26 protein-coding genes and 5 tRNA genes are annotated in these 26,229 nt (G+C 57.5%); 18 read left to right on the top strand and 13 right to left on the bottom strand.

From position 1 onward, the window contains the following. Nucleotides 1-83: 83 nt before the first annotated feature. Genes dapE through MPRO_RS21265 form a run of 5 tightly spaced genes read left to right on the top strand, consistent with a single transcriptional unit; the run spans nucleotide 84 to nucleotide 3,537 of the window. Complete coding sequence (gene dapE, locus MPRO_RS21285; protein WP_067298085.1) at nucleotides 84-1,223, top strand: succinyl-diaminopimelate desuccinylase; 1,140 nt, start codon at nucleotides 84-86, stop codon at nucleotides 1,221-1,223. Then, nucleotides 1,220-2,056 (top strand): putative RNA methyltransferase, encoded by an 837-nt coding sequence (locus MPRO_RS21280; RefSeq protein ID WP_067298081.1) that lies wholly within the window; start codon nucleotides 1,220-1,222, stop codon nucleotides 2,054-2,056. Before dapE ends, MPRO_RS21280 begins: the two co-directional genes overlap by 4 nt. After that, nucleotides 2,053-2,331: a hypothetical protein gene (locus tag MPRO_RS21275; protein WP_067298078.1), complete on the top strand. Its 279-nt coding sequence runs from the start codon at nucleotides 2,053-2,055 to the stop codon at nucleotides 2,329-2,331. Before MPRO_RS21280 ends, MPRO_RS21275 begins: the two co-directional genes overlap by 4 nt. Continuing rightward, entirely contained in the window at nucleotides 2,324-2,710 is a 387-nt protein-coding gene (locus MPRO_RS21270; RefSeq protein ID WP_067298075.1) for a hypothetical protein, read from the top strand. Before MPRO_RS21275 ends, MPRO_RS21270 begins: the two co-directional genes overlap by 8 nt. Next, complete coding sequence (locus tag MPRO_RS21265) at nucleotides 2,695-3,537, top strand: SEL1-like repeat protein (RefSeq protein WP_067298071.1); 843 nt, start codon at nucleotides 2,695-2,697, stop codon at nucleotides 3,535-3,537. Before MPRO_RS21270 ends, MPRO_RS21265 begins: the two co-directional genes overlap by 16 nt. Nucleotides 3,538-3,655: 118 nt before the next feature. Here MPRO_RS21265 and MPRO_RS25550 read toward each other — a convergent pair whose 3' ends face one another. The 3 genes from MPRO_RS25550 to MPRO_RS21250 form a co-directional block, all read right to left on the bottom strand. Then, nucleotides 3,656-4,600 (bottom strand): hypothetical protein, encoded by a 945-nt coding sequence (locus tag MPRO_RS25550; protein WP_067298068.1) that lies wholly within the window; start codon nucleotides 4,598-4,600, stop codon nucleotides 3,656-3,658. A gap of 284 nt (nucleotides 4,601-4,884) precedes the next feature. Beyond that, entirely contained in the window at nucleotides 4,885-5,766 is an 882-nt protein-coding gene (locus tag MPRO_RS21255; RefSeq protein ID WP_067298065.1) for a DMT family transporter, read from the bottom strand. A gap of 94 nt (nucleotides 5,767-5,860) precedes the next feature. Next, the gene (locus MPRO_RS21250; RefSeq protein WP_067298062.1) at nucleotides 5,861-6,277 is read right to left on the bottom strand and encodes a hypothetical protein; all 417 of its coding nucleotides are present in this window, start codon (nucleotides 6,275-6,277) and stop codon (nucleotides 5,861-5,863) included. A 243-nt stretch (nucleotides 6,278-6,520) separates the two neighbouring features. On the opposite strand from MPRO_RS21250, the gene MPRO_RS21245 reads away from it, so the two are divergent. The 5 genes from MPRO_RS21245 (at nucleotide 6,521) to greB (ending at nucleotide 10,325) form a co-directional block, all read left to right on the top strand. Beyond that, nucleotides 6,521-7,114 carry an RNA polymerase sigma factor gene (locus tag MPRO_RS21245; protein WP_067298059.1) on the top strand — a complete coding sequence of 198 codons (594 nt, stop codon included), beginning with the start codon at nucleotides 6,521-6,523 and terminating at the stop codon, nucleotides 7,112-7,114. Next, on the top strand, nucleotides 7,101-7,925 hold the full coding sequence (locus tag MPRO_RS21240; RefSeq protein ID WP_067298055.1) for an anti-sigma factor family protein: 825 nt from the start codon (nucleotides 7,101-7,103) through the stop codon (nucleotides 7,923-7,925). The genes MPRO_RS21245 and MPRO_RS21240 overlap by 14 nt, the downstream gene beginning before the upstream one ends. Nucleotides 7,926-8,029: 104 nt before the next feature. After that, complete coding sequence (gene sorT / locus MPRO_RS21235) at nucleotides 8,030-9,256, top strand: SorT family sulfite dehydrogenase catalytic subunit (RefSeq protein ID WP_067298052.1); 1,227 nt, start codon at nucleotides 8,030-8,032, stop codon at nucleotides 9,254-9,256. Between the two features lie 53 nt (nucleotides 9,257-9,309). Next, a complete protein-coding gene (gene sorU, locus MPRO_RS21230; protein WP_245635172.1) occupies nucleotides 9,310-9,639 on the top strand; it encodes a SorU family sulfite dehydrogenase c-type cytochrome subunit in 330 nt (109 codons plus the stop codon). 167 nt (nucleotides 9,640-9,806) lie between these two features. Further along, nucleotides 9,807-10,325, top strand: a complete 519-nt coding sequence (greB, locus tag MPRO_RS21225; protein WP_067298049.1) for a transcription elongation factor GreB — start codon at nucleotides 9,807-9,809, stop codon at nucleotides 10,323-10,325. A gap of 24 nt (nucleotides 10,326-10,349) precedes the next feature. Here greB and MPRO_RS25545 read toward each other — a convergent pair whose 3' ends face one another. The 7 genes from MPRO_RS25545 to MPRO_RS21190 all read right to left on the bottom strand — a co-directional run bounded on the left by MPRO_RS25545 (nucleotide 10,350) and on the right by MPRO_RS21190 (nucleotide 13,259). Then, nucleotides 10,350-11,381 (bottom strand): YbaY family lipoprotein, encoded by a 1,032-nt coding sequence (locus tag MPRO_RS25545; RefSeq protein ID WP_102136348.1) that lies wholly within the window; start codon nucleotides 11,379-11,381, stop codon nucleotides 10,350-10,352. A gap of 197 nt (nucleotides 11,382-11,578) precedes the next feature. Continuing rightward, nucleotides 11,579-11,654, bottom strand: a tRNA-Lys gene (locus MPRO_RS21215). A 14-nt stretch (nucleotides 11,655-11,668) separates the two neighbouring features. Continuing rightward, a tRNA-Lys gene (locus MPRO_RS21210) sits at nucleotides 11,669-11,744 on the bottom strand. 30 nt (nucleotides 11,745-11,774) lie between these two features. Beyond that, nucleotides 11,775-11,850: transfer RNA gene (locus tag MPRO_RS21205), tRNA-Lys, on the bottom strand. A gap of 5 nt (nucleotides 11,851-11,855) precedes the next feature. Then, a tRNA-Asn gene (locus MPRO_RS21200) sits at nucleotides 11,856-11,931 on the bottom strand. A gap of 21 nt (nucleotides 11,932-11,952) precedes the next feature. After that, a tRNA-Ser gene (locus tag MPRO_RS21195) sits at nucleotides 11,953-12,040 on the bottom strand. A gap of 172 nt (nucleotides 12,041-12,212) precedes the next feature. Further along, nucleotides 12,213-13,259: an AraC family transcriptional regulator gene (locus tag MPRO_RS21190; RefSeq protein WP_245635171.1), complete on the bottom strand. Its 1,047-nt coding sequence runs from the start codon at nucleotides 13,257-13,259 to the stop codon at nucleotides 12,213-12,215. A gap of 283 nt (nucleotides 13,260-13,542) precedes the next feature. On the opposite strand from MPRO_RS21190, the gene MPRO_RS21185 reads away from it, so the two are divergent. The 5 genes from MPRO_RS21185 to MPRO_RS21165 all read left to right on the top strand — a co-directional run bounded on the left by MPRO_RS21185 (nucleotide 13,543) and on the right by MPRO_RS21165 (nucleotide 19,487). Continuing rightward, nucleotides 13,543-15,351, top strand: a complete 1,809-nt coding sequence (locus MPRO_RS21185; RefSeq protein ID WP_067298039.1) for a DUF1302 domain-containing protein — start codon at nucleotides 13,543-13,545, stop codon at nucleotides 15,349-15,351. A gap of 29 nt (nucleotides 15,352-15,380) precedes the next feature. Next, the gene (locus MPRO_RS21180) at nucleotides 15,381-16,733 is read left to right on the top strand and encodes a DUF1329 domain-containing protein (protein ID WP_067298036.1); all 1,353 of its coding nucleotides are present in this window, start codon (nucleotides 15,381-15,383) and stop codon (nucleotides 16,731-16,733) included. A gap of 418 nt (nucleotides 16,734-17,151) precedes the next feature. Next, nucleotides 17,152-17,967: a spermine/spermidine synthase domain-containing protein gene (locus tag MPRO_RS21175; RefSeq protein ID WP_067298033.1), complete on the top strand. Its 816-nt coding sequence runs from the start codon at nucleotides 17,152-17,154 to the stop codon at nucleotides 17,965-17,967. A 127-nt stretch (nucleotides 17,968-18,094) separates the two neighbouring features. Beyond that, entirely contained in the window at nucleotides 18,095-18,607 is a 513-nt protein-coding gene (luxS, locus tag MPRO_RS21170; protein ID WP_067298029.1) for an S-ribosylhomocysteine lyase, read from the top strand. A gap of 40 nt (nucleotides 18,608-18,647) precedes the next feature. Then, a complete protein-coding gene (locus tag MPRO_RS21165) occupies nucleotides 18,648-19,487 on the top strand; it encodes a CvfB family protein (protein WP_067298025.1) in 840 nt (279 codons plus the stop codon). Nucleotides 19,488-19,587: 100 nt separating this feature from the next. Here the strand turns inward: MPRO_RS21165 and metA are convergent, their stop codons facing one another. The 3 genes from metA to MPRO_RS21150 all read right to left on the bottom strand — a co-directional run bounded on the left by metA (nucleotide 19,588) and on the right by MPRO_RS21150 (nucleotide 22,490). Then, entirely contained in the window at nucleotides 19,588-20,520 is a 933-nt protein-coding gene (gene metA, locus MPRO_RS21160; RefSeq protein WP_067298022.1) for a homoserine O-acetyltransferase MetA, read from the bottom strand. 604 nt (nucleotides 20,521-21,124) lie between these two features. After that, the gene (locus tag MPRO_RS21155; protein ID WP_067298019.1) at nucleotides 21,125-21,559 is read right to left on the bottom strand and encodes a PACE efflux transporter; all 435 of its coding nucleotides are present in this window, start codon (nucleotides 21,557-21,559) and stop codon (nucleotides 21,125-21,127) included. 193 nt (nucleotides 21,560-21,752) lie between these two features. Next, nucleotides 21,753-22,490 (bottom strand): glutathione peroxidase, encoded by a 738-nt coding sequence (locus MPRO_RS21150; protein WP_067298017.1) that lies wholly within the window; start codon nucleotides 22,488-22,490, stop codon nucleotides 21,753-21,755. A gap of 293 nt (nucleotides 22,491-22,783) precedes the next feature. On the opposite strand from MPRO_RS21150, the gene MPRO_RS21145 reads away from it, so the two are divergent. From MPRO_RS21145 to MPRO_RS21135, 3 genes are all read left to right on the top strand, one after another. Then, nucleotides 22,784-23,266 carry an MgtC/SapB family protein gene (locus tag MPRO_RS21145; protein ID WP_245635170.1) on the top strand — a complete coding sequence of 161 codons (483 nt, stop codon included), beginning with the start codon at nucleotides 22,784-22,786 and terminating at the stop codon, nucleotides 23,264-23,266. Nucleotides 23,267-23,402: 136 nt separating this feature from the next. Next, a complete protein-coding gene (locus MPRO_RS21140; RefSeq protein WP_067298014.1) occupies nucleotides 23,403-24,791 on the top strand; it encodes an SLC5/6 family protein in 1,389 nt (462 codons plus the stop codon). Continuing rightward, nucleotides 24,788-25,636 (top strand): metallophosphoesterase family protein, encoded by an 849-nt coding sequence (locus MPRO_RS21135; RefSeq protein WP_067298011.1) that lies wholly within the window; start codon nucleotides 24,788-24,790, stop codon nucleotides 25,634-25,636. Before MPRO_RS21140 ends, MPRO_RS21135 begins: the two co-directional genes overlap by 4 nt. The last annotated feature ends 593 nt before the right edge of the window (nucleotides 25,637-26,229 follow it).

Here is a 26,229-nt window from a genome sequence, read left to right as displayed (position 1 = left end):
CGGTGGTCAGACTCTGCCCACCGGGGCTGTGCACCGGCGCCAGACCTGATGCAATTCCCCTTCGATTTCGGACCCAGACTGCCATGACCCCATTGTCACCGACTCTCCAGCTCGCCAGCGACCTTATCAGCCGCGCCTCAGTGACCCCCGAGGACGCGGGCTGTCAGGAACTGATGATTGCCCGTCTTGAAGCCATAGGGTTCAAAATCGAGCGACTGCATTTTGAAGATACCCTGAATTTCTGGGCGCGCCGTGGCGACACGGGCCCCGTACTCTGCTTTGCCGGCCATACCGATGTGGTACCCACAGGCCCGGTAGAGCAGTGGCAGTTTCCGCCGTTTGAGCCCCAGATCAGCGAAGGCATGCTGTGCGGTCGTGGCGCGGCAGACATGAAAGGCAGCCTGGCCGCCTTTGTCACCGCGCTGGAGCGCTTCGTGCACAACCACCCGGATCACAAGGGCTCCATAGCCCTGCTGATCACCAGCGACGAGGAAGGCCCCTTCATTAACGGCACCACTCGGGTAATCGATCACCTGGAAGCCCGTAATGAAAAAATTACCTGGTGCATCGTTGGCGAACCCTCCAGCACCCACAAGGTTGGCGATGTCATCAAGAATGGCCGTCGCGGCTCTCTGAGTGGCAGCCTCAAGGTGCAGGGTGTACAGGGCCATGTGGCCTACCCGCATCTGGTGAAAAACCCCATCCACCTGGCAGCGCCTGCGCTGGCGGAACTGGCGGCTGAAGTCTGGGATCAGGGCAACGAGTTTTTCCCGCCCACCAGCTTTCAGATTTCCAATATCAATTCGGGTACTGGTGCCACCAACGTGGTCCCCGGACATATGGACGTGGCCTTCAACTTCCGCTTCTCCACCGAAGTCACCAGCGACGAGCTCAAGGTACGGGTACGGGATATCCTCGACAAGCACCAGCTTGAGTGGGATATCGACTGGATTCTGTCCGGCAATCCCTTTCTGACCGCCGCCGGCGATCTGGTGGAAGCCTGCCAGCGGGCCATCCAGGCCATCACCGGGCTGGAAACAGAGCTGTCGACATCCGGCGGCACCTCCGATGGCCGCTTTATCGCCCCCACAGGCGCTCAGGTAGTGGAACTGGGCCCCTGTAACGCCACCATCCACAAACTGAACGAACGTGTCAGTGCCAAGGACCTGGATACGCTGTCGGACCTGTACGAAAACATCCTGGCACGACTGCTGGCCCAATGATGCAACTCGTCTGCCCGCTGTGCCGCGAGCCGCTCGAAGAACAGCCACGCCAGCTACGCTGCAGCAATGGCCACAGCTACGATCAGGCCCGCCAGAGCTACTGGAACCTGCTGCTGGTTCAGCGCAAGCGCTCGCTGGATCCCGGCGACAATGCCGCCATGGTGCAGGCCAGACGTGCCTTTCTGGATCAGGGCCACTATGCGCCGCTGTCCGACCGGATCAACGGCCTGCTGAGCCAGGCGCTTGCAGGGCAGAGCACGGCTGTCGAACTGCTGGATCTGGGCTGTGGCGAAGGCTACTACAGCGCCCGCATGGAACAGGCGCTGCAATCCACCGGGGTTGATATAGCCCTGACCGGGCTGGACATCTCCAAGCACGCGGTACGCGCCGCCTGCCAGCGCAGCCGCACGGCACGCTGGCTGGTGGCATCCGGCGCTGACATGCCGCTGCCGCCGGCCTCACTGGACGCCATCACGCTGCTGTTCAGCCGCCTGATGCCCGAATCCATGGCAAAGGTGCTCAAGCCCGGCGGCCTGCTGTTGCTGGCCTGGCCCGGCGAGCAGCACCTGATTGAACTGCGCCGGCATATCTATGCCGACATCCGCCCCTCGGACTACGACCCGCTAAGCCAGTTGAGCGAATATTTCAGTCTGGAGCAACAACAGGCGGTGCAGTATGGCTTCAGTCTGAATGACAGCGACAGCATCCAGACACTGCTCGGCATGACACCCCACAGTCAGCGCCTGGCGGCGCAGCCGCGGGCAGACCTGGCGGCACTGGCACAGCTGGATTTGACGCTGGATGTCAATCTCGCCGTCCTCAAGCGCCTGTGACAGCTTCAGCCGTCAAACGCTGGCTGCTGCGCCGCGCGGACCAGCCACAACAAAACCTGCTACTTTTACTGCTCGGGTTCGGCCTTTTCGCCCCCGGCATTGGCCTGATTGTACTGGCCGAATTCCTGCTCGCCGCATCCTGGCAACAGGAGCTGCTGGCGCTGCTCGGGTTGATCCTCAGCGTTGCGGGCAGCATACTGGCAGCCATTGGCTATATCAGCCTGAGCCTGCTGCGCCTTTACCGATTCCTCAACGACGATCGAAACCATGACTGATCCACGCCACCCCGATATCGAGATCTACGTCAAAAATTGCTCCCTCGAGCAACTGGAAGACTGGATTAAATCCCACAGCTCCAGCCTCGAAAGACGCTCCAATCAAGGCCTCATCTATGAGTACAGCTGCACCATGGACAGCGCTGTGGTAGAGGTGATGATCCACCAGAAGGTGGTCGGCAAGACCTGGACCAGCGTCTGGTTCAAAACAGACCGCACCCCCTGGAGCAAGGACCTGGACTGCGCGCTCGATGCTTTCGCCGCACTTGAAACCGAAGTTCGCTGCATCGCCGCCGGCTGGAGCAATGGCCAGGATCCCGATGAATGGTGGGAAATAACCACCGGCCAACCCGAGAAAATTCAATGGCGTACCGAATAGCACCCAGCACCCGAACCCTGCTCTGTGCGGCCCTGCTGACACTGGCTGGCTGTGCCGCATTGCCCCTGCCTGTCGGCACCCTGCCGGCAGACCCAGTGCGGGCCGAGCAACAGTACCGTGAAGGCCTGAACTTCACCCAGGGCGTCGGCGTCAGCCAGGACTACGCCCGAGGCATGAATGCCTTCAAACAGGCAGCACGCCTGGGCTCGGCCGATGCCGCCTATATGGCGGGCATGGGCTATCTCACCGGCAGAGGCGTGGCGCCAGATGATGCCAGCGCCGCCCGCTGGCTCGAGATTGCCAACCGCGCCGGCCACACGCCAGCCACCTTTCAGTTGGGCAAGCTCTACCTCAACGGCAAGGGCGTTGAACAGGACAGAGCCTGGGGCGCTCTGTTGTTGGGTTTGGCCGCCATCAACGGACATTCTCAGGCCATGCTGGAGCTGGCCGTCTGCTATCGCGCCGGCATTGGTGTGCCGACAGATGCGGGTCTTGCCTGGTACTGGGCCGACCAGGCCGGGCGCAATGACAGCAACCCGCTGATACAAACCGTTACGGCAAGACTCTATCAGGACAGCAGCCTGGCCCAGCGCCAGAACGCCAGCTCCCGCGCAGCCTCCGCCCAGAAACGCCCGCTAGGCCTGGCCAGTGCAACCTACACCCAGCAGCTGTTGAAACAGCAGGGGTACAATCCTGGCCCCGCCGATGGTCTCTGGGGGCCCGCTAGCAGCCGGGCGCTGGATGCATTTCGCAGTGCCCACTCCCTGCCCCCAGGCGGCCCAGCTAACAATGCGGACCTGCTACGTCTGCGCGCCCTTTCCAACTGAGTGGCGGCTCAGAACAAAAGGTCATGGCAGTAGTACTCCAGAACGAAAACAGCGCCCGAGGGCGCTGTTTTTACGACTGTTTTTACCGCCGTTACTTTCCGGCAAAAAATCCAACAATTTAAGGCTGTACCGCAACCTGCTCTTCGGCGATGCCTAACAGGGATTGCAGTTCGGCAATGACTTCATCGGGGATGTCTTCCACACTGTCATACTTGTTAGCCGCCGCCGCCAGAGATTCAGCTTCGGTCACGGCCGCCGCTTCAAGCTCGTCTATAGCAGTCATCTTTTCGTCTTCCAGTGTCGCGATCTCACCCTCAAGTGCCGTGGCCTGAGTCTCGACCGCGGCATTCGCTGTATTGATCGCTTCCAGATCAGCGGTCAACTCGCCCAGCGTTACTGTTTTATCAGCTATTTCCTGCTCGTCAGCGACCGGGTCCAGCGATGCGATGTCATCTTCCAGGGCCTGAATATCAGCTTCCAGGGTCGTGGTATCGATGTGCTCAAGCTCAGCCAGATCAGCCCGCAAATCTGCCAGTTCGACATCAAGATCCGCAATTTCTGCACTCAACTCACGTCCTGCCAGTACCGCCTGCTCATACTGCGCAATCAGACCGACGCGGGAATTAGGGTTGGCATTAAGACGCGCATTAGGTGATGCATGGGCCGCGTTCAGGCTGCCCAAAGCGCTGGCGATGGCACCATGGTTGTTACCCAGGGATTTGTGCTCGCTCTTTGAGCCCTTATCAGACTTAGCAGACTTGTCGGATTTAGCCGAGCGGGATGAAGCCTGACTCTTGTCATTGCCACCGTTGTTGCCGTTGTTGCCGGAGGAACTGCTGCTGTCGGAGCTGCTACTGTTGCTGTTGCCGCCGCCATTACCACCGCCATTGCCCCCACCGTTACCACCGTTACCACCACCATTGCCGCCACCTTCACCATTTTTGGCAAAGGCGCTGGAAGCACCACCAAGGCCCATCAACGAATCCAGCACTGGAGGCATCACCAACAGGGCTGCTGCCAATGCCACGCCATTGAGGCTCAAAATATTCTTGGTCAGTTTCATTATTATGTTTCCCCTTTTCACTGCGGCCCAGTGAAACAGCTTTCACGGGCTTAAGCCAGTGTCTCAAATCAGCGGCAAAGGCCGCACAGTGCCCCATTCGGGCTGTCAGCTACAACCGACCACTACTACGACCTCCTTGCCAACCATGGATCAAAGCGAAAACCATCCACGCCTGTAGCCTGCATCGCACACCCAACTGTAGTCTTAATGGTTATTTAATCAACATAAAAGACGCGATCATGTTCCCATATGACGACAAAATCTGCAGCCTGCCCGGCGACGCCTCAAGCACGCCGGAACTGTTGCAAAATCACACCACCCATAATCAGTCCCAAGCCTGGGTAGACCGAAGGATGAATCGACTCACCCAGCACCTGGGCAATAAAGATCAGAGACAGAAACGGCGACAGGAAAATCAGGTTACCAATACGACTGGCATGGGTTGCTGTTTTTAGCGCCGACAGCCAAAGCATAAAGGTAATGCCCATCTCAAACAGACCCACATAGACCGCCGCTCCCACACCGCTCCAGCCTGCCGGCACGCCATCGCTAAACCAGGCCGTAACCAGCACCCAGGGCAACCCGGTCAAAAAGCACAACAGCAAACCCACCACGGGGGCATCGTCACTGCGTGCGTTATAAATCCAGTACAGCGCCCAGAGCACGGTGCTGCCCAGCGCGAGCGCGACCCCCAGCGGGCTGTCGAACTGCAGCGACAGAATATCGCCGCGGGTAGCGATCACCAGTACCCCGACATAGCCCAGCAGCATGGCCAGATAATCACGCCCATACAGGCGCTGCCCCAACAACGGCACCGCCAGCAGCGAAAGGGTCAGCGCCCAGGTGTAGTTAAGCGGCTGCGCCTGTTGTGCGGGCAAAAGGTCATACGCCTTGAACAACACCAGGTAATAGAAGAACGGATTCAGGAACCCAAGGCCCAGGTACCGCCAGCGGTTGTGCCGCCAGGCAAGCGCCAGCTCGCCCCAGCGCCGCTGAATGCTGACCGCCGCCGCCAGCACCAGGGTCGACACGACCGAGGCTACCGCCAGCAACTGCAAAGGTGTGAGGTGCGCCAGCGCCAGCTTGAACGCCGTGGCCACCGTGGACCATAACAATACAGCGCCAAGCCCCAGTACCAGTGCCCGCCCCTGTGACTTTGTACTCATGCGTGTCTCACTCCCTTGATTCGGGCTAGCTGCCAGGGCGGGCAGTCTAAACGGGATCCACGCAGAATAGAATTCAACAGACGCAGGACAGGACTCAGGCGGACAACTGCACACGGGATCCGACGATCTGATCCAGCATCAGGCGGCCGCTGGACATCAGTGCCACCTGCTCAAACTGATCCTGCGCCTGGCGTGCCTGGCCCGGTGTGCGACCAGCGGTATCCAGGTAACTGCGCAGCATCGCAAAGTCTCCGGTCTGATGTTCGCTGACCGCCTGGTTCAGCTGCCCGGTAAGCTCAGGCGTATACAGAGCATTCGGGTCGGGAAAACCTGGCTGCGCCGACACAGGCGCCTCAAGCAAAGACTGGGCCGGTAACGCGCGGTACTGCAGTTGATTGACTGAAATCAGGCTGAGCAGCAGCGAAAACTCGGCGCCATTGCCCGACTGCACCGCCGGCGTAAGGCCAGAGGTGTAGGTTTCGATACGGTTCTGAATCGGGTCGGTATACATGGGGCATCAAGCTGCTGTTGTTAACCTCTGTATCGGCCGTCAGGCCGAAGGCTTTAGCTGCAAGTCGCAGTGGCACCAATCGATATAGCCGCGTGGCCCTTCCGGTCGACAGCACGCTGCCCTATAAAGTGAGACTTTTAAGTCCAAAATACAAAAAATAGCGGTTACCGGGAATAAGTCAGAGCCTGGTGACGCCCTAAGATAAAACCTGTTACAGATCTATGCTCAGGCGCAGGAAAGACGATGGATCACGCCCGCCAAAAACAGCAATTTCAATCCCTGACGCGCCCCTGGCGCGATCGGCTGTTTAGTGTCGCCCGCCGCCAGACCCGTAGCCAGGAGATTGCCGAAGACTGGACTCAGGAAACCCTGCTGCGCGCCTGGCGTGACTTCGGCCAACTCACCGACACTATGGCGGTCTACGCCTGGTTACTGCGTATTCTCAACCACGTGGTCGCCGATGACAGCCGGCGCGAGGCGCGCAGGCATCGTCTGGCCCCCATGCTGATGATCGCCGATGATGACTTTCTGCAGGATCACCCCTGCGCAGCCCCAGGCCCCTTCGAGCAAATCATGCAGAGTCGTAGCGATGAACAGGTCATCGCCGCGATCCAGGCACTGCCGGACAACTTCCGCCAGGTGGTCATGCTCAGGGATATCGAGGGGCTGAGCTACCAGGAAGTTGGCCAGGCACTGAGCCTGCCGGGCGGTACAGTAATGAGCCGACTATCCCGTGGTCGGCGTCTGCTCGCCGGCCTGCTGATAAAGACTGCCGCCGCCCAGGCTCTGGCCACTAACGCCACTGGAAACAAGGAGCCTGGTCATGAAAAAAACTGATGGTAGCCACGACAACATGACCGATCACCTGTCCGAGCTGCATCTGCAGCTGCAGGACTGGCTGTCGGGCTACGCAGATGGCGAGCTTGACGCCCAGCAAACACTTATTTTCGAAGCACACCTGGCCGGTTGTGACGCCTGCCGCACAGAGATCGAGCGCCAGCAGAGCCTGAGCCGCCGACTGCAACAGGTAGCCGTCAACCGCATGCCCGGCGCGCTACACCAGCGGCTCGACACTATGCTCGACGAGGCTCAGCACTCCCCTGCACAGAATGCCATGCCTCGACCCTGGTTGCGCCGGCTCGCCTGGGCACGCCAGCCCGCCGCGATAGGCGGCTTTATTGGCGTCACAGGCTGGGCACTGGCCGCCCTGCTTATGGCAGTGCTGCTATTGCCCGGCACCGTGACTTCGATGACACCGGGGTCGATCCCCATGATGAGCGACGTGCTGCAGGAGTACCAGAATCTGTCTCGCACCAACCTGGTCCAGCAGGAGACGCCCCCCAGCAAGACAGAGCTGCCAGCCCGGCTGGCCGGGTGCAAACTGGTCGCCCGCTGGAAAACCCGTGTGGGTGGCGAGCCTGCTGAAGCTTTCGCTCTGCAGCGTGGCAATCATTTGATTATCGAGTACCGCATCACCGAAAACGTCTTCTACCGCAATCCGAATGTGCGCCAGGCGATCACAGACTACGGCGATTATCGTATCCGCGAGCAGCAATTGGAGGTACTGGCACTGCCGCTCAAGGGGGCCGGCCTGCTGATCGTAGGGCCCGCCGGCGCCATGCCGCACCGTCGGGAATTTATTCTTTAGAGCAGCAACCCGTTGCTAACCCGCCAATCGAATACAGCGTATTGATGCGGACTTCCACAGTGAGATCCGTTTCGACAATGAGACCAACAACAAAGGAATAAGCCATGTCGACATTCAAGAAAAGCTCCACCAACGCTGCAGCGGCTGTCAGCCTGAGCCGGCGTAATCTGCTGGTCGGCAGCACCGGCGCCATAGCCTCGGTCGGCCTGATGGGCCTAGCTCCGCTGTCCATAGCCGCAGAAGAACCCAAGTCTGCTCTGCCGGAGTACGCCAGCTGGAAAGATGAAAACGCCGTTATAGTACATAGCGCAAACACCCTCGAAACCCGCCGCGACGCTATTGCCAGCGGTGTGGTAACACCCAGCAATCATCTCTATGTACGTAACAACCTGCCCGCGCCTGGCAACGAAATTGTTGCCGACCCTGATGCCTGGGAAGTGCGTATCGAAGGCGTTAACAACCCGACAACACTGACGCTTGGCGAGCTGAAAAAAATCGGTATCGAGTCTGTGACTGCGGTACTGCAGTGCTCCGGCAACGGCCGGCAGTTTTTCACCCATGGCCCGGGCGGTACCCAGTGGGGTGCAGGCGCAGCTGGTTGCGTCGTTTGGACCGGCGTACCGCTGCGTGAGGTGGTAGCTAAACTGGGCGGCGTCAAGGAAGGTATGGAGTACATCACCGGCACCGGCGGCGAAACGCTGCCTGCGGGCCTGGACCCCAAGACCATCATGGTTGAGCGCTCCATTCCGACCCGCGCCCTGGATCAGGCCATTCTGGCCTGGGAGCTCAACGACGAAGCCCTGCCCCTGACCCATGGCGGCCCGCTGCGCCTGGTAATACCGGGTTACTACGGCGTGAATAACGTCAAATACCTCAAGCAGGTTGCTTTTACCGAGACCCAGACCGACGCCAAGATTCAGGCCTCCGGTTACCGTATCCGCGACGTCGGCGTAAAAGGCGCACCGGATCAGCCGTCCATGTGGGAAATGCCGGTTAAATCCTGGGTGACCACACCGCTGGAAAAAGCAGGCAGTGGGCGCAGCATGATCCACGGCGTTGCCTTCGGTGGCAACAACCCGCTCGACAAGGTTGAAGTTTCCATTGACGGCGGCAGCAACTGGCTCGAGGCGCGCCTGCTCGGACCGGATATGGGCCGCTTTGCATGGCGCCCCTTCGTGCTTGCCGTCGACCTGGCACCAGGTGAATACCGCATTGTTAGCCGAGCCACTGATTCTGAGGGTAATGCCCAGCCACAGGAGCGGACCGAGAACGAACGCGGCTACGGCAACGCCAGCTGGAGCGATCATGGTGTAAGCGTTACTGTCAGCTAAAAAACCGCCGCCGCAGAGTCCCTCTGGAACACTGCGGCCATTCCAACAGCAATATGAGTACCCTAAAGATGCGCATGATTTTCACCCTCGTGGCCTGTGTTAGCCTGATGTCCGGCCCCATCCTGGCGGATGAGCTGTTCGACCAGGGCAAGGACGTCTTTCAGCAACTGGCGCAGCCATCCTGCACTATTTGCCACACCCTGAATGATGCCGGTTCCAGTGGCGAAATTGGCCCCAAGCTGGACGACCTGAAACCCACCGTCGAGCAAGTCGCCAATGCGGTGAGTGGGGGCGTGGGAATCATGCCTGCGTTTGAAGAGATTTTGTCCGCCGAACAGATCAAGGCTGTAGCGCACTACGTTTCCACCGCCAGCCGCCAGTAACAGCGGCAATACACCCTCCCTGCGACCGGGCTTCGACTGTCGAGCCCTGCGTCGCCCGAATCCTCCTGCGGTTACAATTCCAGTGGAGGCAGCATCAGGCTACAATTCGTGGCTTACTTGCCAGCTTGAACCTGAGGATCAGTCGTGAAAATAGCCGTAACTGCAGCATGAGCCGATGGCGCCCAGCCCAGCCCCGCAGCGCCTCGTACATCACCGCCGAAGGCTATCAGAAGCTTAACGAAGAGCTGAAATACCTGTGGCGCGTCAAGCGACCGGCCATTACTGAATCGGTGCGCGAAGCCGCCGCCCAGGGCGATCGCTCCGAAAATGCCGAATACATCTACGGCAAGAAGCAACTGCGCGAAATTGACCGCCGCGTGCGCTACCTGTCCAAGCGCCTGGACGACATGACCGTGGTTGACCGCATTCCGGAGGATCAGAGCTGCATTTTCTTCGGCGCCTGGGTGACCCTGGCCGATGAGGACGACCAGCCCCATCGCTATCGTATTGTCGGTGCCGACGAAATTGATGCTGCCCAGGGCTACATCAGCGTCGACTCGCCACTGGCACGCCTGCTACTGAAGAAATCTGTCGGCGACGAAGTATCACTGCAAAAACCGGACGGCAGTGAAGTCTGGTACGAAGTTATGCAGGTGGAATACCAGCGCTACGACACCGGCCTCTGAGGCCGACCAGGCATAAACCGCCTGCTAACGTGCCGTTGACAGATAGCGACCACAGCCAAGATATTCCTGACCATCAAGCTGCAGCCTCACCCTGGCTTCAAAAGCCGCTCCGCTCATACTGTCCTGGCAGGCTCTGGGCTCGATATTCAGCTCTACATCGTGCGTCTTTGTCCGGATCGAGTAACGTACAATGCCGCCCTCAAAACGCGGCGCAGGGGCCGGCAGATAAAGGCTGCGCTCGCCGTAATCCGTCACCAGGCGCAGATCCTTGCCCTCGTCGACTTCCAGTAGCCAGCCAGGTTCATTGCCCAGGGCCCGGAAATCGACACCGCGATAAGCCGCATCCGCCCAGGGTGCCTTTGCCGCATTGCTGCGACAGCCCCCGTAGCGCTGCCCATCAATTTCCAGCAATGCCGCTTCGCCCTGAGTCCAGAACAGCCGCCCCTCGCCCTCATAACGCACACCAGAGGCGCTGGGAACCTGCTCAAGCCGGCTTTCCGACCCCTGAGCCAACAGGGTTAGCCGGCCAGGCTCGGTATGCACGACGGCGTCAAGCTCGCCACATTCATAGACATAGGTTCGCGCGGCTTCGACATTGACCGCCGCAGGCTGTTGCGCTGCGACCTCTAGCGCCGCCGACTGCAACACCAGCGTCAGCCCCTGCCTCGGCTGATTGCTACCCAGAATTCCGTGAAAGCCCGTAGTGACCCAGAGCAACTGTCCATCTGCGGCACGGATTTCTGCCCGCAGCGCGTAGCGATGCCGCGGTTCAATGACCTCAGGATCATAACTGAGGCGAAACGGAATAGGCACATTCGTTGCCGACTCGATTGTTTGCTCGGCCAGCAACACAGACGGTGCATCAGCCTTGCTCACATCCTCCAGCAAGACCCGAGTGCGGGTGCCAGGGGGCAACGCCATGCGCTCTCTATAGGTCACTTCACCACTTATCTGCGATGCACTCCCATTTTTAATCCACTGACCACACCCCTGCAGCAGCCAGGTGAGCAATATCACCCCCAAAACAGGTACCGCATTTCCCTTCCCCAAAGCCATCCCCTTAACCCATTATCCGCAGATTTGATAAAGCCTGACCCACGTCAAGTGAACAGGTGCCGGCCCAGACAAGCAGAAAAAAGCAACAAATAAAAAATGGATGCAACGCAGAAAAGACCCAATTAAGAGTCGTCACTACAAAATATCAAGACAGGATATTACAGAATTTGTGAACCTTCCCTCAGAAAGAGGAAAAGTGGTGGGTCGTATAGGGCTCGAACCTATGACCAATTGATTAAGAGTCAACTGCTCTACCAACTGAGCTAACGACCCATAAAGGGCAAAACTGGTGGGTCGTATAGGATTCGAACCTATGACCAATTGGTTAAAAGCCAACTGCTCTACCAACTGAGCTAACGACCCAAAAGCGGTAAAACTATAACACGATAAAACTGGTGGGTCGTATAGGATTCGAACCTATGACCAATTGGTTAAAAGCCAACTGCTCTACCAACTGAGCTAACGACCCACATATGGCTCCCCGAGCTGGACTCGAACCAGCGACCAATAGATTAACAGTCTACTGCTCTACCAACTGAGCTATCAGGGAACGACAGCAATACTCCTTCAATGGCGGAGGGACTGGGATTCGAACCCAGGGAGCCTCTCGACTCGCCGGTTTTCAAGACCGGTGCTTTCGGCCACTCAGCCATCCCTCCGAAGGAGTGGCGCGTATATTACCCGAATGAATTTCACTGTCAACAGCCTAAGAGGCTGTTTCTTATAAATATTTAGCTTTTGTTAAAATACCGCTCAATATTGCTCCCAAGACCAGGCCGCAAAGCTCTCACAGACCCGGGCATGGCCGCGTCATGCGCAGGTACCTGCGGCCTACTTTTGGTAGAGTCCTCGAAAGGCATCACTTTTGCGATATTCACCCGGCGTCATTCCAGTCCATTTTTTGAAGGAGCGAAAGAACGCCGATGGCTCGTCAAACCCCATCAACGCCGCCACATCGTTAATCGCCAGCTGCGGCGAGTTCATATAGTTCATGGCGGCAGCCTTGCGACAATCATCCTTTATCTTCTGATAGGACGTACCTTCCTCAAGCAGGCGCCGACGCAGAGTCGACACCGACATGTTCACCGCCTTGGCAACCTCCTCCGAACCTGGCAGCTCACGGCTGAAATCCTTGCCTATCATCGCTACCACCTGCGCCTTGAGGCTCTGGTCATCATCCACCATCACGATTAGCTGATAGGGCGCCGTTTTCAGAAAACCCCGCAGCGTTTCTTCCGTCTGCACCACGGGATAATCCAGAAAGCGCTGCGGGAAAATAATGGCATTCTCGTGCTGACTGAACTTCACTTCAGACTGAAACAGCGTGCGGTAATGATCCACGACCTCGGGTCGGTCAAACATGAAGTAAGCCGCTTTCAACTCCAGCCGGTTGCCGATCAGCCAGCTGATAAAGTGGTGCCACATCGACAACGAGGTACGCACCTTTTCCGCCGGCTGCTCCTGCAGCAGGCCATTGAAACTCTCCAGGTCGACATGATCAACCGGCGACAGCGACAACTTGGCATAGCGCCCCTTGCGCACCAGCACTGGCTTGGCCAGGGTGCCACGGCAAATATCCAGAAAGTCGCCACAGCGCCAGATGGCACGCTCCAGCGACCGACAGTGAATGATGCAATGACACATCAGACGAAAGGTGCCATTGGGCACCTTGCCGGAACTGAGCATGCCAAAGAACTCATCCTGGGCACTCTGCATAAATTGCTGATAGAGCGCGCCGAACTTAACGGCAGAAAGCGCCCCGTCCTGCTCAATTTCCTCAGCATCAAGGCCCACCTGCTGCAGCAATCCCGTCACATCCAGGCCCTGGGCACGCGCCTGTGACAAAAGATGACGCGCATAGCCAGCGGGAACTGTCATCTTGCGATCCATAAATACACCTCTAGAATGCAACTTATCTACTAATTACAGTCGCATACAGTAATCACTAGCCACGGAGGGCAAGAGCTCGCGTTCATTTGTCAGTTAATCTGATGTTTAATGTCATTGTTCAACGACACTAAATTCGTCAAAACTGGGGACTCTAATCAACAGCTACAGTTTAGCTGACCGATTATAAGTAACCGTTTTTATAGAAAGAACAGAAACTGTGGCTTCTAAAAGCGCAGTTACCGAACAACAATAAGAAGCCAAGGTGAACGAAATGGCAATAAATAATGGGGTTAGTACAGTGGCGAACCTGAAAGCCCCGGCCTTCATGCTCCACCCCCTCGCCTGTGCCCTGCTGCTGGCCGGCGCCGCGGCACCGGCCGCTGCAGTTGAATTCCAGCTTGGCGAAATCGAAGGCCGCTTCGACTCGCAAATATCGGTCGGCGCCAGCTGGCGTCTTAACGATGCCAAGCAGAGCCTGATTTCCCAGCCCAACGGTGGCACCAGTAAAGGTTCCGGCAGCTACGATGATGGCAATCAGAATTTCAAGCAGGGCGAAACCTTCTCCAAGACCGTAAAGGGCATACACGACCTGGAGCTGCGTTACGGTGATATGGGGTTCTTTGCCAGGGGCAAGTACTGGTTCGACGCCGAGCTTGAGAACGGCAGCCGAGACCACGGCCATGCGCCTAACGGCTATGAGCCGGGCGCCGAGCTGAACGACTCCAACTTCGATGACTTTTCCAAATTTTCCGGCATCGAACTACTCGATGCTTACTGGTACGGCGAATATGATATCGACGGCAAACCGGTCGACCTGAGACTCGGTCGCCAGGTCGTCAACTGGGGCGAAAGCAGCTTCATCCAGGGCGGCATTAATGTCATCAATCCCTTCGATGTTAGCGCCTTCCGCCGCGCCGGCGCCGAGGTTAAAGAAGGCCTGCTGCCGGTTAATATGGCATTCGGCTCCGTCGGCCTGACCGACAACCTTAGCCTTGAAGGCTTCTATCAGTTCAAGTGGGAAGCCACCTCCATTGATGGCTGCGGCACCTACTTCTCCAACAATGACTTTGGTGCCGAAGGCTGTGATGGTATCCGCATCAACAGCGGTTCGCTGAACTTCCTCAATGATGAGGCCTACTTCAACTCTGCCTTGCCGCTGGTAGTGAAGCGCAATGCCGATGGCCACCGCGACGCCGACGATGACGGTCAGTTCGGTTTTGCCCTGCGTTACTTCGCAGAAGAGCTCAACAGCACCGAATTTGGCCTCTACGCAGCCCAGTACCACAGCCGCCTGCCGATCAGCAGCGGCGTGAAGAAATTCAATCCGGCACTCTCAGGTTTCGGCCTGCCAGCAACCCTGGCGTCCGAATATTTCGTCGAGTACCCGGAAGACATACGCCTGCTGGGCCTGAGCTTCAATACCAGCCTGGGTGATCTGGCCTGGTCCGGTGAAATCAGCCACAAGCGCGACCTGCCAATTCAGATCAACGGGCCACAGCTGGTCGCCGGCATACTCACCAACGGTGGCACCGGCAACAGCGGCATCGATCAGCACACCGGCTCCTCGGTTCCCTTTGGCTCGGAAATAGACGGTTACACAGCATTTGATGTGACCCAAGTGCAAACAACCTTCGTAAAGCTCTATGACCGTGTACTGGGAGCCAGCCGCCTTACCCTGGTGGGCGAACTGGCCTGGACGCACATTCACAACTTTGATGAAAGCGCCGACGAGCTCAAATACGGCCGCAATGGCGCCTTTGGTTACACGGCTGGTGACAACGATGGCTTTGTAACGGCCGACTCCTTTGGCTATGTCGCCAGGGGTTCGCTGGAATACCCTAACGCCTTCGCAGGCATAAGCCTGACACCCGAAGTGAGCTTCAAGCACGGCGTTAAAGGTTACGGGCCTCAGCCTGGTGCCGCATTCAGTGAGGATCAGAAAGCACTCAGCCTGAGCCTCACCGGTGAATACCTGAACCAGTACTCGGTACAGCTGGCCTACACCAACTTCTTTGGCGGCGATTACAACGAACTGGAAGACCGGGATTTTGTATCGCTCAGTGCCTCGGTGGCGTTCTGAATTCTGACTGCAAGCGGAGACACAGCATAATGATAAAAATGATTCCCCTTCTCACGGCCACGGCCCTGACCAGCTTTCTGAGTAGCGGCCTATATGCTGCTATCTCGGAGCAGCAGCAGGCGCGCCTGGGCACTGATCTGACTCCGGTCGGGGCAGAGAAAGCCGGTAATGCCGCGGGTACCATCCCGGCATGGGACGGCGGCATGCCAGCCTCCAGCGGCGATCGTTACAGCGATCCTTATGCCGGTGAAACGCCACTTCTGACCATTACCGCAGCCAATGTCGACAGCCATGCCGACCAGCTGTCACCCGGGCAGCTGGCGATGTTCAAACGCTACCCCGACAGCTACAAAATGAATGTGTACCCCACTCACCGCACCGCGGCCTACCCGGACTCAGTCTATGCTGCGATCCGCCAGAATGCGCTCTCAGCAAGCCTGACGGACAACGGTTACGGCGTGCGTAACCTGCAGGAAGGCAGCGCCTTCCCGATACCGGAAACGGGCCTGGAAGTGATATGGAACCACATGACCCGCTACCGTGGCGGAGCTATGGAACGTACCTTCGTGCAGGTACCCGTACAGAGCAATGGCAACTTTACGCCGGTGAAGATCAACGAAAAAATGACCTGGCCGACCTACCTGGAAGGCGGCGCCGACAAGGCCAAGGATGACAACATCCTGTTCTATTTCGTACAGGAAGTGGAGGCGCCCGCTCGCCTGACCGGCAACATCCTGCTGGTGCATGAAACTCTGGATCAGGTCAGCCAGCCACGCCAGGCCTGGACCTACAACGCCGGTCAGCGCCGCGTTCGCCGTGCACCTGAAGTGGCCTATGATGCACCGGGTACAGCAACCGATGGCCAGCGCACCACCGACAACCTAGACCTGTTTAATGGCGCCCCCGACCGCTACGACTGGAAGCTGATCGGCAAGCAGGAACTTTATATACCTTATAACAGCTTCAAGCTGGCCGACCGCGGACTCAAATACGAGGAAATCCTGCAGCCTGGCCACATCAACCCAGAACTGACCCGCTATGAGCTGCACCGGGTCTGGAAGGTTGAAGCCACGCTCAAGAGCGGCGAGCGGCATATCTACGCCAAACGCGTCTTCTACATAGACGAGGACAGCTGGCAGGCCAGCATCGTGGATCATTACGATGGTCGCGGAGAACTCTGGCGTGTCGCTGAAGCACACCAGTTCCAGTACCGCGATGTACAGGTGCCCTGGCTGGTAGCCGAAGCCCTCTACGATCTGCAGTCCGGCCGCTACCTGGTCGGCAGCCTGACCAACGAAGAAGGCATCGGCTTTGACTTTAGCCAGCGTTTCTCCCACAGCGACTTTACGCCCCAGGCGGTACGTCGCATGGGTAAACGCTAGCAGCCTGCTAGCCTAATCGACTCAATAGCCCCCTACCGCGCCATCTTGCGGAATACAGGGCATCGTGGCGCCACAAGCGCCGCGATGCCCTTTTTTTTATTTTGCGCCCCTGCTCAAAATTACCCGGTCAAGAACAGAACAGAAGATAGACGATGCCGAGTCCTGCAGGCCGCTGACTTTTTTCAGGGTAAAAAAAAGCGGCCACTGGGGCCGCTGAAACTTGGAAACTCTGCTGGAGAACTTCTCGCTTGCATGGGGTATGACACAAGGCTCAGGCGTATGGTTCCCGTCATTTGCGAATAAATTAAACAATTGTTCGGATCATTTAGCTGTATCTTCAGTGTGCAGACAAGGCTTCCCTGTCACCGCAGGCAAGGTACAATTGGCCGCTGAAAATTTCACCTCGTCAGGAAAACCCATGTCCTCGATGCTCGAATACTTTGCCGCCACCGATTCGGACGAATCGCATCGGGCCATCCGCAACTCCCTGCCTGGTCAGGAACTCTACCGTGCTTACGACGAATGGGGCCCGGTCTGCGTGCTTGAAGACGGGCCACGACGCTACCTGTCCTTTGGTGATGGCGGCGAACAAAGCTGTATCGATATGACAAACCCGGCACTGCCGGTGTTTGAATATGTGCAGGCCATGTTACTGGCCCTCCTCTATATGCCGAATCCGGCCCATGTATCTCTGTTTGGCCTGGGCGGCGGCAACCTCAGCAACTGCCTGCAGGCCTACGATGCACAGATGCAACTGACCGTTGTCGAGCTGCGCCAGCAGGTGGTGGATATAGCCCGCAACTGGCTTTCCCTGACCGAAACCGACCGTTTTGAGCTGCTGATCGACGATGCCGAAGCCTTTGCCGCCCGCGGCACAACCAAGACCGACATCATTTTCAGCGACCTTTACCTGGATGATGGCATGCAGCTGATTCAGCTGGAACAGGATTTTCAGTCCGACTGCTACAATCTGCTGAATGATCAGGGCATGCTGGTACTGAACCTGTGGGATCAGGGCCAGGCCCGCAATCGCTCGGCGCTGACCCGCATGAAAGACCTGTTCGACGGCCAGTGCCTGCTGTGCCCGGTTAATGGTGGCAACCTCATCGTACTCGCCTTCAAGGGAGGCCTGCCGCAGAGCAACCCAAGGCGCTTGCAGCAACATGCCAAGCAACTGGGCAAGACTCTGGGTATCCCACTGCAGCGCCTGCTCAACCAACTGAAACCAATCTAAGCTATAGCTTCCAACCAAGCTGCTGCACATCCCGCAGACACCTGGTGTCTGCGGTAGTATTGCCTGCGCAGGGCTGGGATAATGGGCGTATTCGGTACCCCATCGACACGTTTTTAGAGGACACAAGATGCCACTGCTCGACAGCTTTACCGTAGACCACACCCGCATGGCGGCGCCGGCAGTACGTGTCGCCAAGTCCATGACCACGCCTGGCGGCGATACCATTACCGTATTCGACCTGCGCTTTTGCGTGCCCAACGAGGAAATCCTCAGCGAACGCGGCATTCACACCCTGGAGCATCTGTTCGCAGGCTTCATGCGCGATCACCTCAATGGTCAGGGCGTCGAGATCATCGATATCTCTCCCATGGGCTGTCGCACCGGCTTCTACATGAGCCTGATCGGCCAGCCCGATGAAGCCCGTGTTGGCGCCGCCTGGCTTGCTGCCATGGATGACGTGCTCGCCGTGCAGGATCAGAGCAAGATCCCCGAGCTGAACGTTTACCAGTGCGGTACCTACGCAATGCACTCGCTGGATGAGGCCAAGCAGATCGCTGAAAACATTCGCAGCCGCGGCGTGGGTGTCAACAGCAACCAGCAACTCAAGCTGGACGAAGAGTTTCTGGCCAAGCACTCCTGAGCGAGCGCACTCCCCGCCCCATCAATGAAAGGACAGCCCCATGGTCGCAACCGGCCGCTACAACACCCTCAGCGTCATCAAGCAGAAAGAATTCGGTGTTTACCTTGATGGCGAGAACCTCGGCGAGATTCTGCTGCCTGCACGCCACGTGCCCGACGACTGCAAGGTCGGCGATACGCTGGAGGTTTTCGTCTACCTGGACTCAGAAGATTTTCTGATCGCCACGACGGACAAGCCGCTGGCCCAGGTGGGGGACTTTGTACTGCTGCGTTGCGCCGATGTAACTCCGGTCGGCGCCTTCCTCGACTGGGGGCTGCCCAAGCAGCTACTGGTACCCTTTTCCGAGCAACCCGTGCGGATGCAGAAGGACAAGAGCTATCTGGTATACATTTACCTGGATAACATCACCAACCGCATCGTTGCCACCACCAAGCTGGATCGTTTTCTGGACAGGGTCCCGGCCGAGTACAAGGAGGGCGAAAGCGTAGAACTGACCATCGCCAACCGCACGGACCTGGGCATCAAGGCTGTGGTAAATGGCACCCATTGGGGTCTGATTCACCAGTCTGACCTGTTTCGCCGGCTGCATTTCGGGCAGAACCTGCAAGGTTACATCAAGCAGATTCGTCCCGACGGCAAGCTCGACCTGTGCCTCGACAAACCGGGCTACGGCAAGGTTAGCGGTCTGGCAGGCCAGGTGCTGGAACGCCTCAAGGCCGAAGGCGGCTACATGGCCGTGAACGACAAGACCGACCCACAGGTCATCACCCGCCTGTTCGGCAGCAGCAAGAAAGCCTTCAAAATGGCCATAGGCACGCTCTACAAGCAGCGCCTGATCGAGATCAGTCCCGACGGCATCCGCCTGGTCGAGGACGCCTGATCGCGTCAGCCTTGCCCGCAAAGCAATGCCTCTGACCCGCCGATTCAATACAAGCAGATCAGAGGCATTTTCTCTTCACTGCGCATGCCCCCGTACCTTGTTACTCCTCTATTTTGGTCGTCATCACGCTCAGGTCAAATGGCGTGATCTGGTAGACGTAATAGTTCAGCCAGTTGGCAAACACCAGATTACCGTGGCTGCGCCACCGGTTCTGCGGCGCCTGCTCAACATCATCGTCAGGAAAGTAATTCTGCGGGGCTGTCGGATCCAGGCCTGCCAGCAGATCACGCTGATACTCCTGGGCCAGCGTCAGGGCGTCGTACTCCGGATGGCCGGTCAGATACACCTGACGTCTATCCGGGCTGGCCATCAGGTAACTGCCGGCCGTCTCGGAGCTGGCCAGAATTCGCAGATCGGTATGCTCGCGAATAAAGTCCACCGGGAAGTCGGCATTGCGCGAATGCGGCGCCCAGAAGGCGTCATCAAAGCCACGCACCAGGGGGTCACTGGGCAACAATGTATGGTGTTCGTACACGCCTGAGAGTTTCTCATCCCGCGTACGCTTTGGCAGGTCGTACAGCACTTTCAAACCCGCCTGTGCGGCCCAGCACAGAAACAGTGTCGAGCTGACATGCTGGCGCGACCAGTGGATGATTTCCTCTACCTGGTCCCAGTAGAGTACGTCCTCAAAAGACACCAGCCCCAGAGGCGCACCCGTAATGATCAAGCCATCGTAGTTGTTATCGCGCACCTCATCGAAACTGCGATAAAAGCTGTCCAGATGCTCGGCGGGCGTATGCCGGCTTTCACGGTTATCCACCCGCAGGAATTCGATCCCCACCTGCAGCGGCGTATTGGACAAGAGCCGCACCAGCTGATTTTCGGTTTCGATCTTTTTGGGCATCAGATTGAGAATCAGCACTTTGAGCGGACGCACATCCTGATGCATCGCACGGCTTTCACTCATTACGAAGATATTCTCGCTTCGCAACAGATCGGCGGCAGGCAACTGGTCAGGAATCTTGATGGGCATTTCTGGGGGCTCTCCTCTTATTATCACGGCAATAACGATGACCGGAACAGAATAGCGAGATGCCTGGCGCGAAACAATAATTCCATAACGGTGCTACTGCAGCGGTAACGCCTCTCCAGGCGTCCGACTTGCTGTACTGCCATGGTCATCACCTGCACTGCTTGGCTGATGCGCGGTAAAAACCTCAGCGGAACGCCTGGATAGCACGTCGTCAAGCCCGTTCTTTTCCACGGAATCTGTGGATAACTCTATGGAAAAGATATACACAACTCCAATACACAGCGCCTAGCCCAGTAATGACGGGGCCTGCGGCTGGCTGGTGAATCTTCGTCCAACCCGCCTGCACAGGAAAAAATATAGTGTTTGACTTAGGCGGCAAGAGCCCGAAAGACGCGGCTTTCACCGCTACCTGCAAGTGCAAATAAATTTTAAATAGCTGTGCTGTCAATATTGACAGCACATTGATGCCTCAAAAATTTCAAATAATGGAACCTGGCCAGCGCTCACTTATACACAGAAGTGGCCTCGATAGATCGCCAGGCGCGGAAAAGCCCGCAGGCGCGGGCTTCTATCAGGGCAATCCTGAGTACGTTAAATAGGCGCTTTAGCACTGTGCTGGCACAGCCCCCTCGACTACGGGGAAGACGCGGTCATATGCCAGGTTGTAGAGATAGGCGAACACCAGGTAAAAGAGCACCATCCCGATATCCATCGCCAGCGCTTGCCACAGGCTGACCTGCAGCCACCAGGCAATAACCGGCAGGGTGACCAGTAACAGGCCGCCCTCAAACAGCAGCGCATGGACAACTCTATCCCGCTGACGCTTGATACTGGTACCCCGACGGCGCAGCAGCCACTGGTCGAACAGGCGGTTATAGTAGTAGTTCCACAACATGGCCAGTAACGAAAACACCACTGCCAACGCCCCGAAATGCTGCATGTCGAAGCCCAGCAGGAAGCTGCCAAAGCCTGTCAGCAACACTAGTCCAATCAGTTCAAACCCCACCGTATGACGAATCCGGTCTGCCCTGCTTCTCATCGCTCCCCACTCCATGTCTGCCGTTTCTTTAAGTGACACCATAGTATCGACAAACAACGAGGTAACTAAGTCAGCTTCTATCTATAAAAGCGATAGGTTAAAAATAAATGCAGCGACTGCCAGGCCAAAAAACGAAACCCCCGCGACGCAGGGCGCCCGGGGGTTCTTGCAGCGACTGACTTTACCGGGTCAATCAGGCGTTGGCCGCCAACCACTGCTCCAGTTCATCTGCCGTACCCACATGCTGACCATCGATGTAGATTTGCGGCGTTGTACCGCGGCCAGAAATTGCCGTCAGGCTGGAGTAGCTGACGCCTCCCTGTCCCAGCACGATTTCTTCATAGCGGAACTCACGTTCACTCAGGGCCTTCTTGGCACGGGTGCAGTGTGGGCAGCCTGGCTTGGTAATAATGGTGACGCGCTTGGGTTGCTGAGCCTGCGGGTTGATGTAGTTCAGCATAGTGTCGGCATCAGACACTTCAAACGGGTCGCCAGGCAAGTCGGGCTCGATAAACATCTTGTCGATGACACCATCTTTCACCAGCATGGAATAGCGCCAGCTACGTTTGCCAAAACCGAGGTCCGCCTTGTCCACCAGCATGCCCATGCCATCGCTGAATTCGCCATTGCCATCGGGCAGTACCTGAATGTGTTCCAGTTTCTGATCTTCAGCCCAGGCATTCATGACGAAGGCATCGTTAACCGACAGGCAGATAATGCTGTCGACACCGTTGGCCTGGAAGACCGGTGCCAGCTCGTTGTAGCGCGGCAGGTGGGTAGTCGAACAGGTCGGCGTGAAAGCGCCTGGCAGGGCAAACAGTATGACGTTCTTGCCAGCAAAGATCTGGTCACTGGTCAGGTCCTGCCAGTCATTGCCCACACGAGTACGAAAGGTAACCTGGGGTACGCGCTGTCCTTCTTTGTGCTGCATCTGTATAGCTCCTGTTGCTGAATTCTTAATGGCTTGCAGGCTCACCTGCTTAAGGAATGCAGCCAGAATACCCAAGGTCTGCCTAACAATGAAATTAATTAACACAATTCCTTCGATAGATTTTACATATAAACCTGCGCCGTTCATCCCGCCCTGCACCCGCTCGGCCGGGAACACGCCAGTACCCTTCGGCAGGCCTGCGAATATTGATTCTATTTCAGCCCAAAGAGTGCGATAAAGATCCCTTAATTTGCTAAGTGCATCGCGCCCCTCGACACAGGTTATTGAACACCTTGGACAACACTACCCTCACACTGCTACTGGATATAGCTCCCTTTCAATGGTCCGGCATTCTGGCCAGCGTGCTGGCTGGCAGTATTGTCGGTACCGAGCGGCAGCTACTGGGCAAACCCTGCGGTATAAGAACCAGCTCACTGATCGTGCTCGGTACCTATCTGTTTATCGCCCTCGCCGGCGCGCACTTTGATGGTGGCGATGGCTCCAGGGTACTGGGCCAGATAGTCACGGGGATTGGCTTTCTGGGTGCCGGCGTGATTCTCGCCAAAGACGGTATTGTACTGGGTGTCACCTCGGCGGCAGCTATCTGGTCACTGGCGGCCATCGGCGCCACCATTGGCGAGGGCCACCACCTGACAGGCGTTAAACTCGCGGTGCTGGTTGTGATAGTACTGGTGGGTGTGGATCTGCTGGAGCACAGTTTCTCCGTTATGCGTCGTGGCGTACATGCCCAGTTTGGGCGTCTGCGTCGCAAATAACGGCGGCAGAGGGAGCCCAATACCCTGCCCGCAAGTCCTGACGTTCAGGCTTGTTTCAGTTGTTTGACGTAAGCTCGCCCGAATAACAGGAGCCTGCTTCCTCGCCCTTACACCCGCCGTTAAATCCGGAGCCCCCATGGATTACAGCCTTTCGATTCTGGTCGCCGCACTGGCACTGATCTCCCTGGGACTGTCCCGGCCTGCGCGTTCGGTCAATGCCTTTTTTCGCGGCCAGTCCGAAAACGCCGAACCACCTGGACTCCTAACGCTGACCTTCTCCCAGGTTACGACCTGGATTTTTGCCCGCTCCCTTATGAATGCAGCCATCCTCGGCTTTTTTTACGGTGTCTGGGGGACTCTCGCCTATGCCGCCTACTACCTTTCGTTCTGGATTGGCGGGCGCATTATCGACAAGTTGCGCTTTGAACAGGGCTTTGAGAGCGTGCAGGCCTTCCTGCAAAACCGCTTCGGTAGCTGGGGCACTCGCTGTTACAACCTGGTCATCGGCATCCGGCTGATCAGTGAAGTTTTTGCCAACCTGCTGGTGATCGGCATTTTGTTCGGCGCCACTGGCAGCAATGCCTATACCCTGGCCATAGTCGCGTTTTCCGGCATTACGCTGCTGTACTCGATTCTCGGCGGTCTGCATGCATCCCTGCGCACCGACCTCTTCCAGATGCTGCTGTTCCTGCTGGTGCTGGTAGTGCTTGTATTTGTGGCGTTTGGAGCCCCAGATGTGAATCTCGATATGCTGCTGTTCAAACCGTTCGAGATAGATCAGCCTGGCCCCATACTGCTGTTGGTGGCACTGCTGCAGGTGTGGAGCTATCCCATGCATGACCCGGTCATGATGGATCGCGGCTTTCTGGCTGACCGTGAAACCACCCGCCGCAGCTTTTTTCACGCCGGCTGGATCAGCATTATCTGCATCACCGCCTTTGGCAGCCTTGGCGTACTCGCAGGTGCTCAGGCAGCCGCCGGCGAAGCCATGAACACAGTGCTGGCCCGAATACTGGGCGAAACCCCGCTGCTGCTGTTCAATGCCGCCCTGGTGATCTCCGCCATGTCGACGCTGGACAGCACCCTGTCGAGCTCCGCCAAGTTGGTGGCGCTGGATATGAAAGCGGTACCGACCACGGTGCAAAACGGGCGCCTGGTAATGGTTGTCTTTATGCTGCTGGGGCTGTGCTGCGTCTTCCTCGGTAACAAGGATCTGTTCAGTGCGGTGGCCGTCAGCGGCACCGCCTCCATGTACCTTGCTCCCGTGGTGCTTATTTCCCTCTGGGGCGGACGCACCGATGTGCCGCTGTGGAGCTATCTTGCCAGTTTCGTGCTCGCGATCTGCGGTGCCGTGCTCTATTTTACCGAATCATCCGGTTACAGCGCCGTACTGGGTGATGCCCATAAATACACCAAGCTGCTGTGGATTTCGGCCACTCTGCTGACCAGTGGCCTGCTGCTGTTCTGGCTCGGTTGCCTCAGTGCCGGCACCCCAAAATTGCAACAGGCAGAGCACGCCGGATGAATGCACAAACAGACATAAAGAATCTCGGCGCCCTGCCCGGTCCCTTAATGATATTTGGTGGCCCCTACAGCAATCTGCAGGCTACCCAGGCACTGCTGGAGACGGCGAACAAACTGGGACTATCTGCCAATCAGCTCATCTGTACCGGCGATGCCGTGGCCTATTGCGCCGATACCGAGGCCACAGTCCAGCTGCTGCGCGATGCAGGCGTGCACTGGATTCAGGGTAACTGCGAGGAATCTCTGGGCAATCGTATTGATGATTGTGGCTGTGGCTTTGAGGAGGGTAGCAGCTGCGCGATTCTGTCCGACAGCTGGTATCGCTACGCCGACAGAACCATCAGTGAGGACAGCCGATCCTGGTTGCGTACTCTCCCTGCCCAGCTGCGCTTTACCCTTAACGGGCGACGTATTCAGGTGGTACATGGCGCTGCTGATCAGACAAACCGCTTCGTGTTTGAATCTACATCACAGGGCGAAAAACAGCAGCAGCTGAATCTCGTTCAGGCCGATGTGCTAATCGGCGGCCACTGTGGCCTGCCTTTCGGCCAGGCCTGGGGCTCAGGCGCCTGGCTCAATGCGGGTGTGATCGGCATGCCGGCCAATGATGGCACCACTGACGGCTGGTACATGCTGCTGACACCGGACGCTGAACGTATCAAGGTCAGCTGGCACCGGCTCAGATATCGGGCGACCGAAGCGGCAGACGCCATGCGCGCGGCAGGCCTGCCAGCGGCATATCGGGATGCATTGCTCTGTGGGCTCTGGCCCAATATTGATATTCTGCCCGCCACGGAACAAAGCCGACGGGGCCAGCCACTCCAGCCGGCGCCGCTGCTGGTTTAGCACACTTTCACGAAACACCAATCTGTCGATCGAGGTTGTTTGAGTGCTGCCACTGAAACGTCAGAGCGGCTCTTGTTTCCCCTTATGAAGCCGGCGAGCACTGAGGTTATTATGCGATCAGGCCTGAAAGGTTGATACAGGGACTGTATCGACGCCGATTAGCACATGGAGGTGCGTTAGCGGCGCCCGCAGAATGACTTCAGAGCGCAGCGCAAAGGCTTCATTGGGGCTTTGTTTGGTTACTTTCTTTGCACGAGCAAAGAAAGTAACGCGTCATCAAACCGCTCCGATACCCCATCCTGCACCTCCAACACGGTCACCTTAATCTCGTCTCAACGACCGCAATGAGTCGATGAAAGATGGAAGTGCTCTAGGAGGCTGTCCGAGAATGCTGGCCGTAGCGAGAGCCGACTGATTTGAGCGGGTTTTTGCGGTGTTTTAAGGCGAATAGTGGTTCTATTTAACGCAAAACAGCACAAAAAACAGCCAAACTCAGGTGGCTCGCAGTAGGTTGAGTATTGTCGGACAGCCTCCTAGGAGGCTGTCCGAGAATGCTGGCCGTAGCGAGAGCCGACTGATTTGAGCGGGTTTTT

This window comes from Marinobacterium profundum, assembly GCF_001528745.1.
In the GTDB taxonomy this organism is placed as follows: Bacteria; Pseudomonadota; Gammaproteobacteria; order Pseudomonadales; family Balneatricaceae; genus Marinobacterium_A; species Marinobacterium_A profundum.
This window is presented reverse-complemented; position numbering and strand designations above follow the sequence as displayed.